Annotated in this window: 21 protein-coding genes; 3 read left to right on the forward strand and 18 right to left on the reverse strand. The window is 72.4% G+C overall.

Features of this window, described 5'->3' with window-relative positions:
- Positions 1-164: 164 nt before the first annotated feature.
- The 13 genes from manA to DLJ58_RS15265 form a co-directional block, all read right to left on the reverse strand.
- A complete protein-coding gene (manA, locus tag DLJ58_RS15205) occupies positions 165-1,328 on the reverse strand; it encodes a mannose-6-phosphate isomerase, class I (protein ID WP_124856963.1) in 1,164 nt (387 codons plus the stop codon).
- 3 nt (positions 1,329-1,331) lie between these two features.
- Positions 1,332-2,339 (reverse strand): cation diffusion facilitator family transporter, encoded by a 1,008-nt coding sequence (locus tag DLJ58_RS15210; RefSeq protein ID WP_124856965.1) that lies wholly within the window; start codon positions 2,337-2,339, stop codon positions 1,332-1,334.
- 67 nt (positions 2,340-2,406) lie between these two features.
- Positions 2,407-3,603, reverse strand: a complete 1,197-nt coding sequence (locus DLJ58_RS15215) for an SIS domain-containing protein (protein ID WP_124856967.1) — start codon at positions 3,601-3,603, stop codon at positions 2,407-2,409.
- Entirely contained in the window at positions 3,600-3,785 is a 186-nt protein-coding gene (locus tag DLJ58_RS15220) for a Trm112 family protein (RefSeq protein WP_091394023.1), read from the reverse strand. Before DLJ58_RS15220 ends, DLJ58_RS15215 begins: the two co-directional genes overlap by 4 nt.
- A gap of 61 nt (positions 3,786-3,846) precedes the next feature.
- Positions 3,847-5,232 (reverse strand): phosphomannomutase/phosphoglucomutase, encoded by a 1,386-nt coding sequence (locus DLJ58_RS15225; RefSeq protein ID WP_124856969.1) that lies wholly within the window; start codon positions 5,230-5,232, stop codon positions 3,847-3,849.
- Positions 5,233-5,301: 69 nt separating this feature from the next.
- Positions 5,302-6,363, reverse strand: coding sequence for a hypothetical protein (locus DLJ58_RS15230; protein ID WP_124856971.1), 1,062 nt, complete (start codon positions 6,361-6,363; stop codon positions 5,302-5,304).
- A gap of 151 nt (positions 6,364-6,514) precedes the next feature.
- Positions 6,515-7,300, reverse strand: a complete 786-nt coding sequence (gene nfi, locus DLJ58_RS15235; protein ID WP_425271314.1) for a deoxyribonuclease V — start codon at positions 7,298-7,300, stop codon at positions 6,515-6,517.
- A gap of 17 nt (positions 7,301-7,317) precedes the next feature.
- Complete coding sequence (locus DLJ58_RS15240) at positions 7,318-7,566, reverse strand: hypothetical protein (RefSeq protein WP_124856973.1); 249 nt, start codon at positions 7,564-7,566, stop codon at positions 7,318-7,320.
- A gap of 44 nt (positions 7,567-7,610) precedes the next feature.
- Positions 7,611-7,745 (reverse strand): hypothetical protein, encoded by a 135-nt coding sequence (locus DLJ58_RS34880; protein WP_279635875.1) that lies wholly within the window; start codon positions 7,743-7,745, stop codon positions 7,611-7,613.
- 78 nt (positions 7,746-7,823) lie between these two features.
- Entirely contained in the window at positions 7,824-8,078 is a 255-nt protein-coding gene (locus DLJ58_RS15250; RefSeq protein ID WP_124856975.1) for a hypothetical protein, read from the reverse strand.
- A 34-nt stretch (positions 8,079-8,112) separates the two neighbouring features.
- Positions 8,113-12,228 carry a toxin glutamine deamidase domain-containing protein gene (locus DLJ58_RS15255; protein WP_124856977.1) on the reverse strand — a complete coding sequence of 1,372 codons (4,116 nt, stop codon included), beginning with the start codon at positions 12,226-12,228 and terminating at the stop codon, positions 8,113-8,115.
- A 15-nt stretch (positions 12,229-12,243) separates the two neighbouring features.
- Positions 12,244-12,576, reverse strand: coding sequence for a hypothetical protein (locus tag DLJ58_RS15260; RefSeq protein ID WP_124856979.1), 333 nt, complete (start codon positions 12,574-12,576; stop codon positions 12,244-12,246).
- Positions 12,573-12,995, reverse strand: a complete 423-nt coding sequence (locus DLJ58_RS15265) for a YbaB/EbfC family nucleoid-associated protein (RefSeq protein ID WP_124856981.1) — start codon at positions 12,993-12,995, stop codon at positions 12,573-12,575. Before DLJ58_RS15265 ends, DLJ58_RS15260 begins: the two co-directional genes overlap by 4 nt.
- Before the next feature lie 78 nt (positions 12,996-13,073).
- On the opposite strand from DLJ58_RS15265, the gene DLJ58_RS15270 reads away from it, so the two are divergent.
- Positions 13,074-14,321: an SUKH-3 domain-containing protein gene (locus tag DLJ58_RS15270; protein WP_124856983.1), complete on the forward strand. Its 1,248-nt coding sequence runs from the start codon at positions 13,074-13,076 to the stop codon at positions 14,319-14,321.
- Here DLJ58_RS15270 and DLJ58_RS15275 read toward each other — a convergent pair.
- Complete coding sequence (locus DLJ58_RS15275) at positions 14,318-15,757, reverse strand: aldehyde dehydrogenase family protein (RefSeq protein ID WP_124856985.1); 1,440 nt, start codon at positions 15,755-15,757, stop codon at positions 14,318-14,320. The two genes, DLJ58_RS15270 and DLJ58_RS15275, sit on opposite strands and share 4 nt — an antisense overlap.
- Before the next feature lie 142 nt (positions 15,758-15,899).
- Between DLJ58_RS15275 and DLJ58_RS15280 the strand changes: the two genes are divergently transcribed.
- The gene (locus DLJ58_RS15280; RefSeq protein WP_124856987.1) at positions 15,900-17,336 is read left to right on the forward strand and encodes a gamma-aminobutyraldehyde dehydrogenase; all 1,437 of its coding nucleotides are present in this window, start codon (positions 15,900-15,902) and stop codon (positions 17,334-17,336) included.
- 3 nt (positions 17,337-17,339) lie between these two features.
- Positions 17,340-18,611 carry a 4-aminobutyrate--2-oxoglutarate transaminase gene (gene gabT / locus DLJ58_RS15285; protein ID WP_124856989.1) on the forward strand — a complete coding sequence of 424 codons (1,272 nt, stop codon included), beginning with the start codon at positions 17,340-17,342 and terminating at the stop codon, positions 18,609-18,611.
- Between the two features lie 69 nt (positions 18,612-18,680).
- On the opposite strand, the gene DLJ58_RS15290 is transcribed toward gabT, so the two are convergent.
- Genes DLJ58_RS15290 through DLJ58_RS15305 form a run of 4 tightly spaced genes read right to left on the reverse strand, consistent with a single transcriptional unit; the run spans position 18,681 to position 22,224 of the window.
- A complete protein-coding gene (locus DLJ58_RS15290; RefSeq protein ID WP_124856991.1) occupies positions 18,681-19,355 on the reverse strand; it encodes an RlpA-like double-psi beta-barrel domain-containing protein in 675 nt (224 codons plus the stop codon).
- Positions 19,356-19,412: 57 nt separating this feature from the next.
- A complete protein-coding gene (locus DLJ58_RS15295) occupies positions 19,413-20,090 on the reverse strand; it encodes a M15 family metallopeptidase (protein ID WP_124856993.1) in 678 nt (225 codons plus the stop codon).
- Positions 20,087-21,217, reverse strand: a complete 1,131-nt coding sequence (locus DLJ58_RS15300; RefSeq protein WP_124856995.1) for a D-alanine--D-alanine ligase family protein — start codon at positions 21,215-21,217, stop codon at positions 20,087-20,089. The genes DLJ58_RS15295 and DLJ58_RS15300 overlap by 4 nt, the downstream gene beginning before the upstream one ends.
- Positions 21,214-22,224 carry a threonine ammonia-lyase gene (locus tag DLJ58_RS15305; RefSeq protein ID WP_124856997.1) on the reverse strand — a complete coding sequence of 337 codons (1,011 nt, stop codon included), beginning with the start codon at positions 22,222-22,224 and terminating at the stop codon, positions 21,214-21,216. The genes DLJ58_RS15300 and DLJ58_RS15305 overlap by 4 nt, the downstream gene beginning before the upstream one ends.
- Between the last annotated feature and the right edge of the window lie 20 nt (positions 22,225-22,244).

A 22,244-nucleotide genomic window follows, 5' to 3' on the forward strand; every position in this document is an offset into this window, starting at 1 on the left:
TTACTACGCGTCTCGTGGGCTCGGAGAGGTGTATAAGAGACAGCCCCCGCACGTTCTCGGACCGTCGTCGCGATAACGCTGCGTACTCATAGAGTCACACTCGGGCAGGGTGACGTCAAGCTATTCCGGGAAAGTCGGACTTGTGTCGTTGGCCCGAGTAGAGGTCAGCGCAGCCCGGACGTCGCCACGTACGCCACACCGGCACCGTCGATCCGCAGCGGCGCTCCCAACGCCGTACCGATCGCCGCCTCGCCCGAGATCAGCGTCAACGCGCCAGCACCGTCGTCCACGGTGATCGAACCGCCAGCGCAGAGCACCACCCGGGGGCCGGGCAGAGACAGCGTCACCGAGGGCACCGCCGCGTCGACCCGCACCCGGTGCAGCGCGAAATCGTCCACCGGCACCGGCCACCAGTCCACGCCCGGGCCGACCGGCTGCGCGGCCCGCACCGGATCGTCGAGCACCTCGAAGCGCAGCACCCGCAGCAACTCGTCGACGTCCACCCGCTTCGGGGTCAGGCCGCCGCGCAGCACGTTGTCGCTGGCCGCCATGATCTCCACGCCGCAGCCGCTCAGGTAGGCGTGCAGGTTGCCGGCGGGCATCCAGATCGCCTCCCCCGCCTCCAGCCGCAGGTGGTGCAACAGCAACGCGACCAGCGCACCCGGATCCCCCGGGTACGCCTTGGCCAGCCGGCGGGTCAGCTCCGCGTCCGGGCCGTCGGCCGGCGCTGCCACCACCGCGGCCAGCAGGTCGTGACGCCTGGCGACCGGCCAGCCGAGCAGCGTGCGCACCGCCGTCCGCAACCCCGCCGGCCCGGCCCGCAACGCGGCGACCACCGGCGCCAACGCCGGTACGCCGAACGCGGCGAGCGCCTCGGCCGACTCCGCCGGATCCCGGAAACCGCACAGCGCCTCGAACGGGGTGAGCGCGACCAGCAACTCCGGCTTGTGGTGCGGGTCGGAGTAGTTGCGCTGCCCCTCGGGGCGCCCCGCCTCCGCCGCGTAGCCGGCCTGTGCCTGCTCGGCGTCCGGGTGGGCCTGCAGGCTCAGCGGAGCGTCGGCCGCGAGCACCTTGAGCAGGAACGGCAGCCGGCTGCCGAACCGCTCGGACACCCGCTGGCCGAGCCACTGACCTGGTTCGTCTCGCACCAGGTCACAGAGGCTCACCCGCAGACCGGCGCGATCCACGTGGGCTGGAGCACCCGGATGGGCCCCCAACCACAGCTCCGCCTCCGGACCCGCGCTCGGCACCGATCGCCCCTGAAGGAGGGCGATGGCCGAGCGCGAGCCCCAGGCGTAGTCCCGGATCGGCCCGTACAGTGGCTCCACCCGTCAGCCCCCGGGCCGCCCGGCCGCCTCGCCCGACGTGTCCTGCGGCTGCGGCACGGCGGTGTCGGCCGCGGCACCGGTGCCGGCCGCGGCGGCGGCGGCGCTGTAGACGTCGGGCTCCAGATAGATCACCCGGGCGGTCGGCACCGCGGCGCGGATCCGCGCCTCGACGGCGTTGATGCCACGGGCCAGGTCGTGGGCGCTCTCCCACTCCGGCACGGCGATCTTGGCGGCCACCATCAGCTCTTCCGGGCCCAGGTAGAGCGTCTTCATGTGGATGATCCGCTCCACCTCGGGGCCGTCGGTGACGGCCCGCTCGATGGCAGCCAACTCGGACGCCTCGGCGCCCTCACCGAGCAGCAGGCTCTTCGTCTCGATGGCCAGCACGACGGCGATGACGACCAGCAGGATGCCGATCATCGCGGTGCCGGCGGCGTCCCACTCGCCGTTGCCGGTGATCAGCGTCATGGTGACGCCGAACAGGGCGAACACCAGACCGACCAGCGCGCCGAAGTCCTCCAGGAGCACCACCGGCAGCTCCGGCGCCTTGGCCCGGCGAATGAAACGCACCCAGGACTGGTTGCCCCGGATGTGGTTGGACTCCTTGATGGCGGTCCGGAAGGAGAACGACTCCATGATGATCGCCGACACCAGCACGACCACCGGCAGCCATTGCCAGGAATCGATGCCGCCCTTGTGATGCCACTTGTGGTACGCCTCGTAGAGCGCGAACAGGCCACCGATGCTGAACAGCACGATGGACACGATGAACGCGTAGATGTAGCGCTCCCGGCCGTACCCGAAAGGGTGTTCCGGGGTGGCCGCGCGCTTCGCCCGCTTGCCACCGAGCAGCAGGAGGCCCTGGTTACCGGAGTCGGCAACCGAGTGGACCGCCTCGGCCAGCATCGACGACGAGCCGGAGAGCAGGAACGCGACGAACTTGGTGACGGCGATGCCGATGTTGGCCAGCAGGGCGGCGACAATCGCCTTCGTCCCACCGTTGGCGCTCATGCCACCGCTCCGCTTCGCCACACGAAGCCGCCCGGTCCGCGCATGACGCGCCGCCCCCTACGTTCGTTCACTGGTTCGACAGCTCCTTCATCTCGGTGATGGCCGGAACGGCCATCGGGTCCAACCCGTGTGCCAGAGCCAGGTAGATCGAGGCGAAATCCGGAACGGCGATCAGCGACGCCAGCCGTTCCAGGGCGGAGCCGCCCTCGGCGGTCACCACGTCGCACCGCACGCCGCGGCGCTCCGCGAGGGTCTGCACCGCGTCGGCACGGCGCTCCTCGACGGCGAGCGGCTCGTCGGTGTCGTCCTCGGCGTTGAGCCCGCCGTCGCGCAGCAGCACCAGCCTCAGCCGGGTGCCCTCGCCGTCGTCCTCGGCCGGGTCGGCGAAGATGTCCCGCTCCCCCTCGGCCAGGCCGCCGAAGACGCCGTCGAGCAGCCCGACCCGACCCCGCCCGGCCTCACCCAGCGCTCCGGTGACCACCGGGTAGCGGGCATTGGCCGACAGGGTGTCGCCGAACCGGCGGGCCGCCACCGTGGCCAGCGGGGACGAACCCCAGACGATCGGGATCGAGCCGGCCAGGCCCAGCGCCAGTGACTTCGCCGGGTTGACGAAGGACTCGCCGGCGGACCGGCAGCGGTCGGCGTCCGCGTCGAGCCGGGCCGCGGTCTCCGCGAGGTCCGCCTCGTTGACCTTCACGAGCCCGAGGGAACGGGCGGCGAGCAGGACCGGCACGGTGAGCGCCCAGAGGCTGGCCCGGGCCGGGGCACGCCGGGGCACCGGGATGAACGGCGCCCGGGCCTGCTCGGCGATCGACTGCAACTGCGAGTCCGGGGCACCCACCGCGACGAGTCGGGCACCACGGCGGTGGGCCGCCTCGGCCGCGCCGAGCGCCTCCGGGCTACGTCCGGACGCGCTCACCGCGATCACCACGTCGGCCGCCCCCACCCAACCGGGTACGCCGGCGGAGCGGTGCCCGATGATCGGGACCGGGCAGCGTGGCCCGGCGACCGTGGCCAGCACGTCCCCGGTACGCCCGGCGGTGCCGATGCCGGCGATCACGACGGCTCGGGGCCGCCCGTCGTCGGCGAGCACCGCGAGGTTCGCCTCGGCTGCCAGCGCGGCGCTCTCGCGAACCTGCGCACCGGCCGACGCCGTGTGCCGGAGCATGCCGCCCGGGTCGGCCTCGGCCAACGCCTGCGGGTTGTCGAGCAGGGCCTCGTCGGCGTCACGGCGCCCGCTGACCCCGGCCGTACCGTCGATCATGAGGACTGCCCGGGGCCGCCGCGCGCCTCGTCGAGCAGCAGCACCGGCACGTCGTCGCGGACCTCGAAGATCCGGCCGCACTCCGTGCAGGTCAACGTCTGCGCCTCGGCGTCGTAGGTGAGCGGGGCGTGGTGCGTGTCCGGACAGGCGAGGATCTCGAGCAACTGCGGATCCAGGGCCATGGCGCGGCTCCTTCCACGTGTACGGCTTGACCGACGGCGGTGCCGACCGGCGCAGGCGATCTTATCGGCGAACGCGGTCGAGCACGTCGTCCCGGAGCGAGACCATCCGATCCCGGGTGGGCGCCTCGACGTTGAGTCGTAGCAGCGGCTCGGTGTTGGAGGCGCGCAGGTTGAACCAGGCGCCGTCGGGGAAACGCAGGGTGAGCCCGTCCATCTCGTCGGCCACCGCGTCGGGGTACGCGGCGCGCACCTCGGCCACCGCTGCCGCCTGGTCGACCACCGTCGAGTTGATCTCGCCGGAGGCGATGTAGCGCTCGTACTCACCGGCCAACACGGACAGCGGCAGCGACTGCTCGCCCAACGCGGCCAACGTGTGCATCGCCGCGAGCATCCCCGTGTCGGCGAACCAGAAGTCCCGGAAGTAGTAGTGCGCGGAGTGCTCGCCACCGAAGACGGCGTTGGTACGGGCCATCTCCGCCTTGATGAAGGAGTGCCCGACCCGGGCGACGACGGGCTGCCCACCGTGCTCCCGGATGATCTCCGCCACGGCGCTGGAGGTGATCAGGCCGTGGATCACCGTGGAACCCGGGTGCTTGGCCAACTCACGGGCGGCCACGAGTGCGGTGATCGCCGACGGTGAGACGGGCTCACCGCGCTCGTCCACCACGAAGCACCGGTCGGCGTCACCGTCGAAGGCCAACCCGATGTCGGCCCCGTGCTCGACCACCGCGCGCTGGAGGTCGACCAGGTTCGCCGGGTCAAGCGGGTTGGCCTCGTGGTTGGGGAAGCTGCCGTCCAACTCGAAGTAGAGCGGCACGATCTCCAGCGGCAGCGGCGACAGGGCCGCGTCGCCCAGCACGGTCGGAACGGTGAAGCCACCCATGCCGTTGCCGGCGTCGACGACCACCTTCAACGGCCGGATGCCCGACAGGTCGACCAGCTTGCGCAGGTAGCCGGCGTAGTCGGGGAGCAGGTCGCGCCGCTCGGCGGGCCGGGTCGGCGCACCGGCGGGACGAGCGTCGCCCGAGTCCAGGAGGGCCTGGGCCCGCTCCCGGATCTCGGCGAGGCCGCTCTCCTGGCCGATCGGGCGGGCACCGGAGCGGCACATCTTGATGCCGTTGTACTGCGCGGGGTTGTGGCTGGCGGTGAACATCGCGCCGGGCAGGTCGAGCGAACCGGACGCGTAGTAGAGCAGGTCGGTGGAGGCGAGGCCGATCTCGATCACCGAGCGCCCCTCGGCGCGTACGCCGGCGGCGAACGCCGCGGCCAGGCCAGGCGAGGTGGCCCGCATGTCGTACCCGACGACGACGGCATCGCCCGGCTCGTCGGTGGAGTTGAGCAGTTGGGTGAAGGCGGCGCCCAGTGCCTCGGCGACCCGTTCGTCCCACTGGTCCGGCACCGTCCCGCGGACGTCGTACGCCTTCACAATCTGGGACAGATCAGACACGTGTTCCACTCCTTGGCCGCAGGTTAGACACCGATCCTGAGCCTAACGGAGGGCCGGCCCGTCCTCCGCTCAGCCGGGGAGCCGGGGAATGAACACGGTGTGGCCGCCGCCGTCGGTGGGCGGGTCACCAGGGTTCGGGCGACCGTCGGGCCGACCCGGCATCGGCTGGGTGGCCTCCGGCACCGGGGCGTCCGGCCGGGCACCGTAAACCCCGCCGGCGGCGGGACGCGGTGACGGCACCGCACCACCCCAGGCGGCGGGCGGCGGCTGCTGGCCGTACACCTGACCGGGGCGACCGGGCGCGGCCGGCAACCCACCCCCGGCGCGGTAGGTGGTGCCACCGGGGTTGCCCGGCAGGGTGCCGGGCGCGTCGTCGGACGGCTTCCGGTCCTGCCGCGAGCGACGGAACAGCAGCACGATGAGCAGCAGTCCGACCGCCACCAGCACAATGCCGAAGTACATCACCGGTGATCCTCCTAAGGACGACTCGGCGGCGGCCGCCGTGGTGTTCGGCGCCGCGGAGACGCCACCCTGCGCCGCCGGGTTCACCGCCTCGTCGACGGTCGCGACCTCGGTCGGGCTCGGGGTCGGCGTCGGCTTCTTCGACCGTGACGGAGTCGGCGACGGAGTGACCCGGGCTCCGGTCAGCCGCGCCGCGTCGGTGGCGCGACCCAGCGTCTGGCCTGCGGCGCTGATGCCCGCGCCGGTGACCACCAGACGGCCGCCCGGCGAACCCGCCGCGAACGCCACCCGGTACCGCACCGTGATGCCCTTGCCCTTGCACAGCGTCGGCTTCAAGGGTGACGTCTGCGCGGTCGACACGGTGCCGGTGCCGCCGGTGACGGCCACCGGGAACCAGCGCCCACCCGCGTTGACCTCGACCGCCACCTGGTTCGGCTGGAGACCCTCCAGGCTGAAGCCCAGCGCGGTACGCAGCAGAACGCACCCGTCGGTGCGCTTGCGCACCGCGACGTTCACCCCCTGCGCGGAACCACCGGCGGCGAAGCTACTGGCCGCGCCCACCCGGACCGAGTCCTGATCGGCCAGCGCCGGTGACGCACCGAGCATCACCAGGCCGCCCGCAAGACCGCAGACCGCCGCGAGCCGTGCCGCGCGTCGACGCACTGTCATGATTACCTCGCCGTTCTCCCCGGGTGGGGTCCGCGGGTCAGGCTACTACCGGCCCACCCATCCCACCGGTCATAGAGCGCCCCGCATGTGTGCGGCGTTACGGTTTACGGCCCCTCCCGCCAGCCTCCTGGTGGCCGGACTGACCAGCCAATCAGCGGGCCTGCTCCGCCTCGGCGAGGGCATCACGGCACAGCCGGTCGGCGGTGCGGGTGGTCTCCGGCAGCCGGTAGCGCGGAGTCAACGCGAGTACCTGCGCAGTCGCGTTCTCCAGGCTCACCCGATGGCCGACGCTGACGAAGACCGGCTTCACCCCGTCACGGGTCCGCAGCACCCGACCGAGGACCTCACCACCGTCGCGCAACGACGACCAGGAACCCCGCTCGGCGGACGGCTGATCCCACACCCCGACCAGTGGCGTCTTCGCCACCCCGATAGCGGGCAACCCGGTGACCACACCCAGGTGGCAGGCGAGCCCGAACCGGCGCGGATGGGCCAGCCCGTGCCCGTCGCAGACCAGCAGGTCCGGGATGGTGGTCAGCCGGTCGAGCGCAGCGAGCAACGCGGGCAACTCACGGAAGGCGAACAACCCCGGCACATAGCCGAACGCGGGTCGCCCCACATCGACTGCCGAGTCCACCACCGCCAGGGTCCGGGCGTCCAGGACCGTCACGGCCGCAGCCAGCAGGTCACCACCCTCGGCGTACGCGACGTCCAGGCCGGCCACCGTCGCGGGCGCGCTCGGCCCCGGCCCGACCAGGTCCACCAGCGGCCGCAACTCCTCCTGTACGGCCACCGCCTCGGCGACACTGCCCGGCCCTTGTGTCCCCGTGGCCGCCGTGCCCTTCGCGGCCGGCGCGGCCGGCGCGGCCGGCGCGCGCCATGATCCACTCGGCTTCACGGAAGTCGGGTGGTCCCGCAGCCCTGGATGCCCCGACATCAATGAACCGGAGTCGATCACCCTCGACCTGAGGCACCGGCGCCATCCCCGGCGGCCCCGCCATCCTGGCCACCCCGGGCAGGATCACCGTCGGCCCGGCCCCTGATCGCACCCAGGCCGAACACGAAGGCAATGCCGAGGGCGACACCGAAGGCGACGCCACCCTTCGCGCCGAACACGGGAATGCCGATCGCCAGGCCGACCAGGATGCCGACCGGCCAGGCCCAGACAGTCGACCTGATGCCCTTCGTGCCAGATCTCACCATGCGTCGATCTTATTCGGCGCCGCCAAGGCCCTACGGATAGCCGTTCACGACAGGGCGACCCTCAACTCGTCGCGGGCCCCCTCGACCCACCGGCCAACCCCCTGCGCGCCGCTGTCGGCCGCGAGCTCGGCCGCCTCGTCGAGCAACTGACGGGCAGCTTCCCGATCGCCATCGGTCACGGCCAGAACCGCCAGACCGATCAGATTTCGCGGCGACTCCCTCAGTCCCACGAATGAGCGCAACGCCGGCACACCCAATCACTGCCGACCGGATGGCTGCGGGCCGCCCGCGCTGGCGTCGGGCGCGAACATGGCTCGGATGTCGTCCTCGTCGGGCAGCGCATGGCCCCCGCTGACGGTCTCGGCCACTCTCTCGGCCGTCGCCCGATCAACGGTTTCGAAGCGGTCGACGTTTCGATAGTCGTTGACGAAGCGCACGACCAGTGCTGGGTCGAAGGCCCAGTGCCCACTGCGGTGATCCCAGAGAATGGCATTACCTGCGCCTACGTCCATTACGAAGAGTCCAGCAGGACCCCCGACCCTCTCGTCATTCCGGTAGATCACGTAATATGTCAACAATCTCTTTCTCCAACTTGATGGCGACGTCCCCTGCAATGGGAAAATCGGAAGACTTCAAGCCCAACTCGTGCACTACCTGGGAGAAGCTGATCCCTTGACGGTCGAGCCACGACCGATACTTCGGCCAGGCATCTCCGCTCTTGCTCAACCACTTGGCAAAGCTCGCGTCCTTCGTCGGGAAATATTCCTCCAAGCCGTCCGGGACGGACTCCGACATCTGGTGCTCACGGTTCGCCGCAAGCATCCGCAGGAAGGCGTGCACATGCTCCTCCGGCCGGCACGAGACCCGGCGCAGGATCTCGTAGTCGCCGTGGGTCTGCATCCACGCCTCCCGCGAGTCGCGTGTGTGCATCTGCAGTTCGACGAGGATCCCGTCGGCAGTTCGGAGGGTGCAGTTGAATCCGTAGAACCTGTTACCCGCCCGCCAGAAGTTCTTGAGGTCCGACCGCGGGACGGAGAATCCCACCTCGGTGAGGCCCGCGAGCACCAACTGAACGCCCCGCAGGTAGTTCACCCCGGTTGGCATCTCAAACAGGAACCGGAGGACGTCGTTCACCGTCTGCGAGAACTCCTCGACCCCAATGTTCAGGCCCCGCGTCTCATCGACGAACTTACGTGCCAGCGAACCGAGCCCTTTGACGCGCGTGGTGCGGTCGCGCAACTGCACCGGCTCTTCAAGACCCAGGGCCTCCGTCACGTTACGCCCGACCTGATCTAGAGCCTCTTCGACTCGATCGGCGACCGCGAGGGCGCGCTGCCGAAGCTCGGTCAGAGCGGCCAACTCCCCTGCGGTAAGTTGCGCCAACTCATCGGCTGGATCACCCAGCTCATGTGCTGTGGTCGGATCACCGGCTGGCCTGACCGGGTGTTGCGCCGAGCCCGGGCCGTCGAGGAGCAGGTACATCCGGTTGATGTACGGGTCGCCGTGGCCGCCGTCGTCGTGCGTCGGCGGGTGATGCGGCAGGTCGGGCCGTTCGCTGAACCGGCCCCGGGGTAGTCCGCCGAGCGGCATCGGTCGGCCGTCTCCGCTCAGCACCAGCGCGTCGATGCCGATCACGTCGGGGTAGAGCGGCCGGTCCCGGACCACGCCGTTCTGCGGGTCCACGTAGAGCACTGTGCCGTTCTGGTTGAGCGCCACCCAGGCGTGCGAACCGCCGTGCGCCCACTCGGTGACCAGGAACGAGTAGCTGCCGTGGCCGCCCAGCAGCAGTTGGTCGTGCAGGTTGCGGTAGCCCCGGTCGGCGGCCTGCCGCGCCTGCGCGGAGTCCGTACGTTGACCGGACGCCGGGGCGAGGAGTTGCTGGAAGCGCCCGCCGGTCACGTCCTCCACCCGACCTGGGCCGCCGGCCTCGCCACGGATGGGGCGCCGGATGTCACCGTCGAGGTAGCCGTCGAAGGTTCGGGGCGCCGACACGCGGGGTCGCCCGTGCACCCACGTCTCGAACAGGGACAGCGTGCAGTCCAGGCAGTTGATGCCCCGGGTGGCGTCGGCCGCGGGGCCGCCGTCGTTGAGCAGCCCGAACCAGCCGCCGTGTCGGGGGTCGGCGGTGCGGGTGACGGTGCCGTCCGGCTCACGGGGCATCTGTCGTTCGACGTCGACCTGGTGCAGGGCGAGCGGTGGCCGGAGTCCTCCGGGCTGCCCGTACGGCCGGGAGTCGTCGATCGGCGGCGGATCGTCGTCGCCGGTGAGCCTGGACGGGCCGGAGGTCTCCACCGCGCCGAGCGCGAGAGCACCCACGTCCCGGTTGGCGTGCTCGAAGGTGGCGCTGATGTCCACGACCGGCGGGGCCGTGGTGCCAGCCAGCACCGCGTCTGCCACGTCACGCCATTCGGCGTACGCGCGAGCTTCCTCGTTCGCGGCGCGCTGCCAGCCGTCGGCCCACTGCCGGTTGCCGGCCTGGTGCAGTTGTCGGGCGTAGGTGGCGTACTCGACGGCTCGGCGATCGTGCTCCACGGCACGGGTGCGCAGTCGGGCGGCCTCGGCCTGCCGGCGGTTGTTCTCGAACCCGATCCGCAGCGATTCGTAGTGGTCCTGGTAGCGCCGCCGCTCGGCGGCTTCCGCCGCTGCGGCCCACTGCGCCGCGTACGCGTCGTTGGTCTCGGGCTCGCGCACCGACGGGGCGCCGAACGCGGCCACGTCGACGGGGATCGACGCCCGCCCCCGGGCGGGATGGTCGGCCGTTCGCACCGGTGCGGGCGTCTCCCGGGTCGGGACACGCGAGGGCACGGCGAACCGACCCACCGCCGGTGGGGTGGAGGCGACCGGCAGGGGCCCGTTGGTGGTGGTCGGGACGCTGAAGGTGACCGGTGCCGCCGGGCCGGGGGTGATCGTCGGTGCGGAGGGTCCGGTCGTCGGAGACCAGGTGGTCGGCCCGGCGGTGCTGGGGTGCGGCGAGTTGCCGGGCTGGACCGGCGGCACACCGGTGGCAGCCGGCCCGCTGCTCGATTCGAGGGGACCGACCACGGGCGCGGACGCCGACGAAAGCCTCGGATCGGCACCCACCACAGACCGACTCGGATCAGCCACCGCCGAGGTGGCCGGATCGGCAGCCGACGCCGACGCGACCGGACCGACACCCACCGCCGATGTGGCCGGGTTGGCGGTCGCCGCCGAGAGCGTGGGGTCGGCCGGGTGCGGGACGCCCGCTCTGTCGCCGAACGACCCGCCCGTCGACGGTGTCACCTCGGATGCGCGTACCGAAGGGTCCACCACGTCCGTGTCGGACAACGCGCCAACCAGCATCGGTGACGACGTCTGCACGTCAGGCGCGACCGGAGACGCCAGCCCGGCTCCCCGTGACTGCTCGACAACCGGTGACGTCGGCGCAGCCGACTGGTTCGGCGCCGTGGTGGCAACGCTCTCCGTCGCCTGCGCCGGAATGCCCGCAGCCGTAACCAGACCGCCCGAGGCCACACCACCGACAGCCCCCGCAGAAGCAGCCCCCGCCGCGGCCGAGGCCGCAGCAGACGAGACCCCGAGGGAGGGAGACGCCCCCGCTGAGGCCGCATCCCCCGTGACAGGCGGCACAGACGGGAGGGATGGACCCGTGAACGATGCTCCGGCGAGGGCGTTGGCCTGTGCGTCGAGCCGGGCGCGTAGCGCGTGGTCGGTCTGCCCGGTCGCCGAACCGGTGGCCCCGGACGCGGCGGCGCGCGCCACGTCCTCCATCGAGGTCAGGCCCTGACCGGTGGCCAGGCTCGCCGCGCTGTCGGCGAGCACCTCGCCGGTCATCTCCCGCCCCAGGTGCTCCCCGACCTTCGCCGCTCGCCCGGTCGCGTGCCGGCCCAGGCCGGCCAACGGTGCCACCGCCCCGCCGGCCAGCCCGCCGACGGCAGAAGCACCGAGATCGGTCAGGTCCAGGCCGTGTGCCCGCCCGGTGGAGTTCTGGTACGCCTGGGTGGCCAGGGTGACACCGGCCTCCTCGGTGGCCTCCTCCAGCCCTCCCCGGGCGGCCCGCTTGGCAAGACCGCGTGCACCACCTCGGGCGACCTCCTTGGCGGCCCGCTCGCCGGCCTCCTTGAGCCCGTGCTTGAGGGACTTGCTGGCCAGTTGGCCCATCAGCCGCTTGAAGATCTGTTGGACCAGCAGCCGCGTCGCGGTGATCGCCGCGCCGGCGGCCGGGGTTGCCGCGCCGGCGGTCAACACCGCCGCCACCGCCACGGTCAGCAACTCGATGACCAGGATGCCCAGCTCGATCCAGACTTCCAGCTTGGCGCCCTCGATGTCGCAACCGCACTCCTCGACCAGTCGGCCCAGGTCGGCCGTGACCGCGAGCAGCACGGGCAGCGGGGCGTCGGAGCCCTCGGCGATCCCCCGCCAGGCCGCCTCGAACGCCGCGTCGACAGCCCCTACGCCGCCGTACCCGTTGTGCACCTCGACGGCGGCCGCGGCGGCGTCGGCGTGCGGCCCGGCGAGCACGGAGGCGACCGCGTACCACTGGTCGGCGACGTCCCAGACGGCCCGCTCGTCGCCCTCCGGCCACTGCACGCCGACCACCCAGTCGAGGGCCTCGTAGATCCAGCCGGGCACGTCCCACGGCGCGTAGTCCAGGGGGTGCGGGATGGGGCTCGGCAGCACGCTCATCGGAATCGTCGGCCGTCAGCGCCGGTCGGCGGCCCGACCGACCCGGGCGGCGCTGGCCCCGTCGGTCTGCACGCTCGCGTCGACCGCCTCGACCACGTCGCTGCCCAGCTCGGTGAGCCGGTGCCCGACGCCGGCCCAGGCCCGCAGCACGGTCTGCTCGAACCCGCGGTAGTTGCGCTCGAAGGCGGCGCCGATGTCGTCGCGACCCCAGGGCTGGGCACCGCTGGCGGTCTCGATCGCGCCCCCCTCCGCCGCACGACGGGCCGTCACCGCCTCGCCGGCGAGCGCCAGGTCGGCGCCGCCCCGGCGGGCCCGGGAGGGATCAAGCCAGAGCTGCCCGTCGGTCATGGCTTCGCCTCACCCTTGCCGAGTACGGCGTCGGCCCGACCGAGCAGCGTGGCGTAATCGCCGGTCTTGAGGAAGTCCGTCGCACCGGAGCCGGCCGGCATGCTCTCGGCGACGAGGTCGCGGGTGGCGTCGGCGGCGGCGGTCGCGGCTGCCCGGATCGTTTCGGTGACCTTTCGGCCGAGCGCGTCAGCGTCGCGGTCCCGGTAGATGGCCGCCGTCAGCTCGACCTCGATCAACTGGCCCTGCGCGCCCACGGTCGCCGACACCTGCCCGTCTGCCGACCGGCGGGTCACCCGCAGCGCGGCGAGTCGCGTCTGGAGGGTGTCCAAACCGGATCTGAGCTGCTGGTACTGCCCATAGACGTCGTCGAATCGGGCCCGTAGCTCGCGATTGACACCCCGGTCCGCCTGTTCGTCCACCGCCGCCCTCCCGTCACCGTCGGTAGAGCGAGACAATACCGGCCGCCATCGATCCGTGTAGTCCGGTAGTTTCAATGCGTGATCGACCGACAACAGGCCGAGCAGCTCGCGGCCACCTGGGCCCGCCGTGATTCGCAGCGCCTCGGCCACGAGTGCACCCCGATGGTCGACGAGTTCGACCTGGGTTACGTCATCACGTCCGTCGTGCCCACCGAGGTGCGCACGGTGCCGGGTGACCTGCCGACGACAGTCATCGACAAGCAGACCGGCAAGGTCACGACCTGGCCTCGGGTGCCGAGCACCGTGGTGGCGGAGCTGTACCGGCGTAGCCAGCCCGCGGGGCCGACAGCTCCCCGCACTCTCGACCCGTCGAGCCTGCTGGTCCGGGAAATCCATCGGGGTGCCACCCCGAACACCGCCGCGCACCTGACCATCGACGGACGGATCTGGACGGCCCAGGGCACGAAGGCCGACGTGCCGCTCAACCACCATCCGCTGGTAAGTGACTATCTGCGCCAGTTGCCTCCCGGCGAGCTGGTTCGCGGCGGGGAGGCTCACGCCGAGCTGATCGTGGTCTCCGACGTCCTGCACGAGTACGACCACCGCCGCGCCGCCGAGGGCATCGCGCCGATGGGGCGGGCCGAGGCGGCGGCGCTGCTGGAGGGCGCCCGCTTCGAGATCTTCCGAATCCGTGAGCCGGGCGATCCCGCTGGTGGGCCCGCCGAGCGGCCCTGCGACTCGTGCATCGCCTTCCTGGTGCGGGCGAACGTCCTGCCGCAGTCGGCTCGCGCCTACACCGAGACCTGGAACGCGCCGGAGGCAACCGACCCCGATCCTGGGCGGTTCCCGGCGGAGGTCGCGAACGCGCTGGTCGCGGCCGGTTGGCGGCCGCACATCGGGGATCAGATCATGGCCGCCGCCGCCGTACGGGACGTCACGTCGGTGCCGGGGCGCAACCATCGGCACGAGGTCTTTCCCGCCGCCGTGGAGGCGCTGACTGCGTTCCCCAGCCTGGTCGGTGCGCGGCGCGGCCGGGGCGAGCAGGTGTGGATCTCCCGTTTCGACATCCGCCCGCACACCATCGCGCACACCGCCGACACCCTCGCGGACTTCGGCGCGGTGCTCGGCGTACGCCTCTTTCCGATCGGCACCGAACAGCAGGACAGCATCCTGGCGGTGGACGAGCGCGGCCGGGTCTTCGCGCTCGACCAGGCCGGCGAGTGGTTCCTCGGCGACACCATCGACGCCGCGCTGACCACCCTGCTGCTCGGCCGCGCCCCCGCCCGGGTCCGCGACGACGGCACCTGGCAGGCCGACCCCGGTTAGAGCGTGAGGCCGGTCAGCACCATGACCCGGGGCTCGGTGTAGTCGTCCATCGCGCTGCGCAGCCCCTCGCGGCCGACGCCGCTGCCCTTCACCCCGCCGTAGGGCATCTGGTCGGCGCGGTACGACGGCACGTCACCGACGATCACCCCGCCCACCTCCAGCGCGCGGGCGGCGGCGAAGGCCACGTCCAGGCGTCGGGTGAAGACGCCGGCCTGCAAGCCGTACGCCGAGTCGTTGACCGCTGTGAACGCGGCCTGGTCGTCGGCGACCGGGGCGACCACCAGCACCGGTCCGAACACCTCCTCGGCCACGACCTTGGCGTTCGCCGGCACGCCGGTGAGCACTGTCGGGGGGTAGGTCGCGCCGTCGCGGAGGCCGCCCACCTCGACGGTGCCGCCGGCGGCGACGGCCTCGGCCACCCACGTCTCGACCCGGCGGGCCGCGTCCTCGGACACCATCGGCCCGACGTCGGTCAACTCCGACGCGGGGTCTCCGGTCCGCAGCCCCCGCACCGCCGCCACCAGCCGGGGCAGGAAGTCGGCGTGCAGAGCGTGGTGCACGTACACCCGCTGGACGGCGATGCACGACTGGCCGGCCTGGTAGTTGGCGAACATGGCGATGCGCTGCGCGGCGAAGTCCAGGTCCTCGTCGGCGGTCCAGTCCGCACAGAGCACCGCGGCGGCGTTGCCGCCCAACTCCAGCGTCACGTGCTTCTCCGGCGCGGCGCGGCGGATGGCCGCTCCGACCGGCCCGGAGCCGGTGAACGACACCACCGGTAGCCGGGGTTCGGTGACCAGTTCGGCGGCGCGGTCGTTGGGCAGCGGCAGCACCGAGAACATCCCGGCGGGGAGGTCGGTCTCGGCCAGCAGTTCGCCGAGCAGCAGCGCGGTCAGCGGCGTCGCGGGAGCGGGCTTGACGATGATCGGCGCGCCGACGGCGATGGCCGGCGCCACCTTGTGGGCGACGAGGTTGAGCGGAAAGTTGAACGGCGTGATGCCCAGCACCGGCCCGCGCGGCACCCTGCGGACCAGGGCGATCCGCCCGCCGGCGGCCGGGTCGGTGTCGAGTCGTTGCAACTCGCCGGAGAAGCGGCGGGCCTCCTCGGCGGCCCAGCGGAAGGTCGACACCGCACGCCCGACCTCGGCGCGGGCCCACTTGAGCGGCTTGCCGTTCTCCGCGGTGATCAGGGCGGCGATCTCGCCCGCGCGCTCGGCGAGCCGCCGGGACACGTGGTCGAGGGCCGCCGCGCGGGCGTGCGCGGGCAGGGCCGCGGCCTGCGCGGCCACCCCGGCCGCCGCGGCGACGGCGGCGTCGACCTGGTCGGGCGTGGCGACTGTGGTACGCCCCACCGGGCGGCCGTCGTACGGGTGGTGGACGGTCAACTCACCCTCGCCGGTGGCGGGGCGGGAGGCGACGAAGAAGGCTGCGGGCTCCACGCCGAGCAGAGTAGCCGAGCGACCAGCCGACGGAAACAGTCGCGATAACCCTTGTCTGCCGCGAATTCAGTAGCGAAGATGGCAGAGAGATTGCGATAACCGCCGCAGAACCGCGCCCCCGGCCCCCTCGGAGTGATCCCTCATGAGTGACCAGCAGCAGCTGCGCAACTTCGTCAACGGCTCCTACGTCGACCCGTCCGACGGCGGTTACGCCGACCTGGTCGACCCCTGCACGGGTGAGGTGTTCGCCCAGGCCCCGGTCTCCGGGGCCGCCGACGTGGACGCGGCGATGAGCGCCGCCGCCACCGCGTTCGAGAGCTGGCGGGAGGTCACCCCCGCCGAGCGGCAGCGAGCGCTGCTCAAGCTCGCCGACGCCGTGGAGGCGCGCGCCGCCGAGCTGGTCGACGCCGAGGTCCGCAACACCGGCAAGCCCCGCCAGCTCACCGCCGAGGAGGAGCTTCCGCCGGCGGTGGACCAGTTCCGGTTCTTCGCCGGTGCCGCCCGGATGTTGGAGGGGCGGTCCGCCGGGGAGTACCTGGCCGGGCACACCTCCTACGTGCGACGTGAGCCGATCGGCGTCTGCGCGCAGGTCACCCCCTGGAACTACCCGCTGATGATGGCGGTCTGGAAGATCGCCCCCGCGCTCGCCGCCGGCAACACGGTGGTGCTCAAGCCGTCGGACACCACCCCGGTGTCGACGCTGCTGCTCGCCGAGATCGCCGCCGAGTTCTTCCCGCCGGGGGTGTTCAACGTGGTCTGCGGCGACCGGGACACCGGTCGTACCCTCGTGTCGCACCCGACCCCCCAGCTGGTGTCGATCACCGGCTCGACCCGCGCGGGCATGGAGGTAGCCGCCGCGGCGGCCCCCGACCTGAAGCGCACCCACCTGGAGCTGGGCGGCAAGGCCCCGGTGGTGATCTTCGACGACGCGGACGTGGCGGCGGCCGCCGAGGCCATCGCGCTGGGCGGCTACTTCAACGCCGGGCAGGACTGCACGGCGGCCACCCGGGTGCTGGCCGGCCCCGGCGTCCACGACGACTTCGTGGCGGCGCTCGCCGAGCAGGCCCGCAACACGAAGACCGGCGCTCCGGACGACGCCGACGTGCTCTACGGCCCCCTGAACAACGCCAACCAGCTCACCCGGGTCAGCGGTTTCGTGGACCGCCTGCCGGACCACGCGGCGATCCAGACCGGCGGGTCCCGGCAGGGCGAACGCGGCTACTTCTACGCGCCGACAGTGGTCTCCGGGCTGCGTCAGGCCGACGAGATCATCCAGGACGAGGTGTTCGGGCCGGTCATCACCGTGCAGCGCTTCTCCGACGAGGACGAGGCGGTGCGCTGGGCCAACGGCGTCGACTACGGCCTGTCCGCATCGGTCTGGACGCGGGACCACGGCCGGGCCATGCGGATGACCCGTCGACTGGACTTCGGCTGCGTCTGGGTCAACACGCACATTCCGTTCGTCTCGGAGATGCCGCACGGTGGCTTCAAGCACTCCGGGCACGGCAAGGACCTCTCGGTCTACAGCCTGGAGGACTACACCCGGATCAAGCACGTCATGCACAACCTGGGGAGCTGACCCATGCCGTCGAGCGAGGAGCTGCACAAGCGGCGCGGCGATGCCGTGGCCCGGGGTGTCGGCAGTGTGATTCCGTCCTACGTGGACCGCGCGTGCGGCGGGACGATCACCGACGTGGACGGCCGGGAGTGGATCGACTTCGCCGCCGGCATCGCCGTGACCAGCGTGGGCAACTCGGCCCCGAGGGTGGTCGAGGCGGTCCGGGCGCAGGTGGAACGGTTCACCCACACCTGTTTCATGGTCGCGCCGTACGAGTCGTACGTGGCGGTGTGCGAGCAGCTCAACGCGTTGACGCCCGGCGGGTTCGCGAAACGCTCGGCGTTGTTCAACTCCGGCGCGGAGGCGGTGGAGAACGCCGTCAAGGTCGCCCGGCACGCCACCGGGCGGCCGGCGGTCGTGGTGTTCGACCACGCGTACCACGGCCGGACCAACCTGACCATGGCGCTGACCGCGAAGAACATGCCGTACAAGCACCGGTTCGGGCCGTTCGCCGGGGAGATCTACCGGGTGCCGATGTCGTACCCGCTGCGCGATGGTGGGCTCTCCGGCGCGGAGGCGGCGGCCCGGGCCGTCGAGATGATCGAGAAGCAGGTCGGCGCGGAGAACGTCGCCGCGCTGCTCATCGAGCCGATCCAGGGCGAGGGTGGCTTCGTCGTACCCGCGCCGGGTTTCCTGCCCGCGCTGCGGGCCTGGGCGACGGCGGCCGGGGTGGTCTTCGTCGCCGACGAGATCCAGACCGGTTTCTGCCGTACCGGCGACTGGTTCGCCTGTCAGCACGAGGGCGTCGAACCCGACCTGGTGACCCTGGCCAAGGGCATCGCCGGTGGCCTGCCGCTGGCCGCGGTGACCGGTCGGGCCGAGCTGATGGACGCGGTGCACGTCGGTGGGCTCGGCGGCACGTACGGCGGCAACCCGATCGCCTGCGCCGCCGCGCTGGCCACCATCGAGACCATGCACGAGCTGGACCTGGCCGGTGCGGCCCGACGGATCGAGTCGGTGCTGGTCCCCCGGCTACGGGCCATCGCCGAGCGGGATCCCCGGGTCGCCGAGGTACGCGGCCGGGGGGCGATGCTCGCCGTGGAGCTGGTGCTGCCGGGCACCCTGACCCCCGACCCGGTCGCCACCGCGGCGATCTCGGCGGCCTGTCACGCCGCCGGCCTGCTCACCCTGACCTGTGGCACGTACGGAAACGTGCTGCGCTTCCTGCCCCCGCTGGTGATCTCCGACGGGCACCTCGGTCGGGGTGCCGACCTCCTCGACGCCGCCTTCGGGTGAGCGGCGGAGGGGCCCGGTGCACGGGCCCCTCCGGCGACGGGCCCGGTGTGCCGGGCCCCTCCGGCGATGTCAGCGAAGCACCTCGACAGTGTTACGGCGCACCAGGTTCTTGCCCGGCTCGCGGATCTGCTCCATGGCGGCGGAGTTGAGCAGCACGCAACTGCCCGACGGGCCGGTCACCGTCACAGTGGTCGCCCGGTTGTTGTCCAGGTTGGTCACCCGCAGCCGGGTCCCGACCGGGAACTGCCCACTGGTCGCCGCCGGTCCGGCCGCCTCCTCGAAGAAGGTGATCGCCCCGGAGCACGCCGACCGGGGCGCCGGGCCGGGTACGCCGGGAGACGCGGCGCCGGGGCGGACGGTGCCGGGGGCCGGAGCGCCGGCGGGCGGGGCCGCGCCGTCGACGCGTTCCACCACGTTGCGGCGGATCACGTTCTTCCCCGGCTCGCGGACCAGCTCCATGGCCGCCGCGTTGAGCAGCACGCAACTGCCCGACGGGCCGGTCACCGTCACTGTGGCCGCCCGGTTGTTGTCCAGGTTCGTCACCCGCAGCCGGGTACCCACCGGGAACCGGTCGCTGGTCGCCGCCGGCGCCCCGCCCTCCGCGGAGAAGGTGACCGAGCCGGAGCAGACCGACGACCGTGCCGGGGCCGTGTCGGCGAACCCGAAGCTGGTCCCCACCGACACGCCCACCGCGGCGAGCACCGCCACGCTCGCTGCCAGCACGTGCCTGCGCTGCACCTTCATCGCCGTCACTCCCGTCCTCGGTGGTGTCCTTCACTCACCGGTACGGATCGAAGCGTCCTACCGTTCAGCCGGAACGGGTATCGATCGTGCGGCGGCCAGGTCCACCGGCCCGTACCGGGTGCGTGGGGCCCCGGTGCTCAGCGCCCAGTAACGGTCGCCGTACGACCAGTGCCACCACTCGGTCGGGTAGTTCACCATCCCCGCGCCGCCGAGGGCGTCCACCATGATCTGCCGGTGCCGACGGGCGGTGCCGCCGATCGTCGGCGCGGCGGTGAAGCAGGCGTCGGCGCTGTCTTCCGGGGTGGCGTCGATGGCCGTGCCCAGGTCCAGTTCCACGCCGTCGTCGGTGCAGAGCGTCAGGTCCACCGCGCCACCCGTGCTGTGCGGGGCCACCTCGACCGGTGCGACGAACTTCGTGGTCTCCCGGTGCAGCCGCTGCGGCGACCAGTCCGGGTGCCGTCGGCGCAGCTCGTCGCGGTAGCCGGTGAAGATGGCCAGTTGCGCCTGGTACGGCCGGTAGCCCTCGACCACCAGCAGGCGCAGCCCACCGGGCAGGGCACGCTGCGCGGCCAGCAGGCGGTCCACGACACCGGCGCGCAACCGGGCGTACGCCCCGGCCGGGTCGGCCGCCCGGCCGTCGAGCCGCAACTCCGGCAGCTCACGCAGGTCCACGAACTCCTCGCCGTCGTCGGCGCTGGGCACCGCCGCCACCCGGGGGTCGGAGAGCAGGATCATCGGACGCTCCCCGCCGTGCTCGCGGGCCGTTCCGCGTGCCGGAGCCGGGCCAACTCGACGAGGCGGTCCACCACCTCCCGGTAGCTGACCCCGACGGCGGCCCACACCTTCGGGTACATCGAGTGCGCGGTGAAGCCGGGCATCGTGTTCAGCTCGTTGACGTACAGCTCACCGGACGTCTCGTCGTAGAAGAAGTCGACCCGGGCCAGACCCCAACCGCCGATCGCGGCGAACGCGCGCAGCGACAGCTCGCGGACCCGCGCGGTCACCTCGTCCGCCAGCACGGCGGGGACGATCATCGGGTCGGCGTCGCCGAAGTACTTCTGCTGGTAGTCGAACCAGCCGCCGCTGACCTGCACCTCGCCCACCGCCGACGCCTCGGGACGCCAGCCACCGAGCACCGCGCACTCCAACTCCCGGCCGGCGATTCCCTGCTCGACCATGACGAGTTGGTCGTGGCGAAGCGCCTCCTCCACGGCGGCGACCAGGTCGTCACCCTCGCCGACGCGGGAGATGCCGATCGACGAACCCATGCTGGCCGGCTTGACGAAGAGTGGCCGGTTCAGCCCGGTCACCAACTTCTCCGGGTCGTCGACCGCCCGGTAGGCGTGCGCGTCGAACGACACGTACGGGGTGACGGGGATGCCCTCGGCGCGCAGCGCCCGCTTCATCGCCACCTTGTTCATGCCGACCGCCGAGGCGAGGATGCCGCACCCGACGTACGGCACGTTCAGTGACTCCAGCAGCCCCTGCACCACCCCGTCCTCGCCGTACGGACCGTGCAGCACGGGGAAGACCACGTCCAGCTCGGCGTGCACCGCGCCGGGGGCGTTGCCGGCGGACACCTGCACGACACCCGGACGCCGACCGGCCCGCAACTCGACGGCCGGCCCGGTCACCACCAACTGGTCGTCGATGGCCCGCTCGCCGGCCGGCCGATCGCGCAACCCGGCCAGCAGCGCGTCGGGCATCAGCCGGAACCCGCCGCTGCGGGTGACACCGATGGCGACAGTGCGGTAGCCGCCACCGGCGAGCGCCCGGGCCACCCCGAGCGCGGAGGCACAGGAGACCTCGTGCTCCGCCGACGGTCCACCGAACAGGATTCCGATCCGAACTGGCGCGCTCACGCCGCCGCCCCTTCCGCAGCCAGGTCGGCGGATCGCGGGGCCATCAACCGGGCCACCAACGCCGCCTCCACGTTTCCGCCGGTCAGCACCACGCCGACCGTCCGCTGCCGGTCCCCGTCCGGTGGAAGCCGGAGAGCGCCGGCCAGGCCCGCCGCCCCCGACGGCTCGGCGAGCACCTTGAGCTCCGTCAGGATCAGCCGAAACGCCGCCGCGATCTCGTCGTCGTCGACCCGGACGACCCCGCGCAGCGTGTCCCGCACGATGGCGAACGGCAGCTCCCCCACGCAGGACGGCCGCAGCCCGTCAGCGATGGTGGGCGCCGGTGCGACCGGCACGCGTACACCTGCCGCCAGACTGCGGGCGAGCGAGTCGCAGCCCACCGGCTCCACGCCGTACACCTCGATGCCGGAGCCGGCGGCGGCCAGGCACGCGCCGGCCACCCCGCCACCACCACCCACCGGTACGACCAACACGTCCAACGGCGTCCCCACGCGCTCGGCGTCCTCGATCAGCTCCAGGCTCGCGGTGCCCTGCCCGGCGATCACGTCCGGGTGGTCGTACGCGTCGACGACGGGGTGACCGCTCTCGTCGCTGAGCCCGTTGGCCACCGCCACCCGCTCCTCGACGCTGGTGCCGGCGAACACCACCCGCGCTCCCGCCGCGCGCGCCCGGTCGACCTTCGTCGATGCCGCGTCGACCGGCAGCACCACTGTCGCCGCGAGCCCGTGCTGCCCGGCCGCCAGCGCCACCGCCACCGCGTGGTTGCCGGTGCTCTGCGCGATCACCCCGGTGTGGCCGGCCGCCGCGAGGCGGCCAACCGCGCGCAGCGCGCCCCGCATCTTGTACGAGCCGCCGTGCTGGAGGTTCTCCGCCTTGAGCAGGACCCGTGCCCCGGCAAGCCCGTCGATCACCGGGGACCGCAGCACGGGGGTACGGACCACGCGGCCGGCAAGCCAGCGGCTGGCCTCCTCGACATCGGCCCGGACCTGGCCAACGGTGCGTGTCATCGTCTCTCCTTTTTCGGGCA

Source organism: Micromonospora arida (assembly GCF_003857035.1).
Classification (GTDB): domain Bacteria; phylum Actinomycetota; class Actinomycetes; order Mycobacteriales; family Micromonosporaceae; genus Micromonospora; species Micromonospora arida.

Coding starts and splice junctions, on each gene's coding strand:
- DLJ58_RS15210 (WP_124856965.1), bottom strand. CDS start 2,339: ATGAGCGCCAACGGTGGGACGAAGGCGATTGTCGCCGCCCTGCTGGCC.
- DLJ58_RS15215 (WP_124856967.1), bottom strand. CDS start 3,603: ATGATCGACGGTACGGCCGGGGTCAGCGGGCGCCGTGACGCCGACGAG.
- DLJ58_RS15220 (WP_091394023.1), bottom strand. CDS start 3,785: ATGGCCCTGGATCCGCAGTTGCTCGAGATCCTCGCCTGTCCGGACACG.
- DLJ58_RS15230 (WP_124856971.1), bottom strand. CDS start 6,363: ATGACAGTGCGTCGACGCGCGGCACGGCTCGCGGCGGTCTGCGGTCTT.
- nfi (WP_425271314.1), bottom strand. CDS start 7,300: ATGTCGGGGCATCCAGGGCTGCGGGACCACCCGACTTCCGTGAAGCCG.
- DLJ58_RS15240 (WP_124856973.1), bottom strand. CDS start 7,566: ATGGTGAGATCTGGCACGAAGGGCATCAGGTCGACTGTCTGGGCCTGG.
- DLJ58_RS15250 (WP_124856975.1), bottom strand. CDS start 8,078: ATGGACGTAGGCGCAGGTAATGCCATTCTCTGGGATCACCGCAGTGGG.
- DLJ58_RS15255 (WP_124856977.1), bottom strand. CDS start 12,228: ATGAGCGTGCTGCCGAGCCCCATCCCGCACCCCCTGGACTACGCGCCG.
- DLJ58_RS15260 (WP_124856979.1), bottom strand. CDS start 12,576: ATGACCGACGGGCAGCTCTGGCTTGATCCCTCCCGGGCCCGCCGGGGC.
- DLJ58_RS15280 (WP_124856987.1), top strand. CDS start 15,900: ATGAGTGACCAGCAGCAGCTGCGCAACTTCGTCAACGGCTCCTACGTC.
- gabT (WP_124856989.1), top strand. CDS start 17,340: ATGCCGTCGAGCGAGGAGCTGCACAAGCGGCGCGGCGATGCCGTGGCC.
- DLJ58_RS15290 (WP_124856991.1), bottom strand. CDS start 19,355: ATGAAGGTGCAGCGCAGGCACGTGCTGGCAGCGAGCGTGGCGGTGCTC.
- DLJ58_RS15295 (WP_124856993.1), bottom strand. CDS start 20,090: ATGATCCTGCTCTCCGACCCCCGGGTGGCGGCGGTGCCCAGCGCCGAC.
- DLJ58_RS15305 (WP_124856997.1), bottom strand. CDS start 22,224: ATGACACGCACCGTTGGCCAGGTCCGGGCCGATGTCGAGGAGGCCAGC.